The sequence below is a fragment of the Herbidospora sp. RD11066 genome (assembly GCF_054661255.1).
In genome coordinates, this window is the sequence record NZ_BAAGDO010000151.1 from 1 (window position 1) to 274 (window position 274).

General features: G+C 45.3%; 1 protein-coding gene. It reads left to right on the forward strand.

The window, feature by feature from the left end; all coding sequences use genetic code 11:
* The coding region (locus tag ACYQ78_RS39605; RefSeq protein ID WP_459806142.1) for a M3 family metallopeptidase at positions 1-274 on the forward strand (274 nt) is incomplete at both ends.

The window sequence follows — 274 nt, forward strand, 5'->3', positions numbered from 1 at the left end:
GAAAGAATATTGTCAAGAAGTTGCTCGCTATCAAGAAGAGCGCTGGGTGGACTTTGCTGCCAATAGTGGCAAGGATTCTGGCGGTTATGCGGCGGATCCATATCGCGTGCACCCTTATGTCCTCATGAGCTGGACAGGTCGTTTGAGTGATGTCTATACTTTGATTCATGAAATCGGGCATTCTGGTCAATTCATCTTTTCAGATAATCACCAAAGCTACTTTAAAGCCCACATGTCGACCTACTATGTTGAAGCACCGTCAACTTTCAATGAG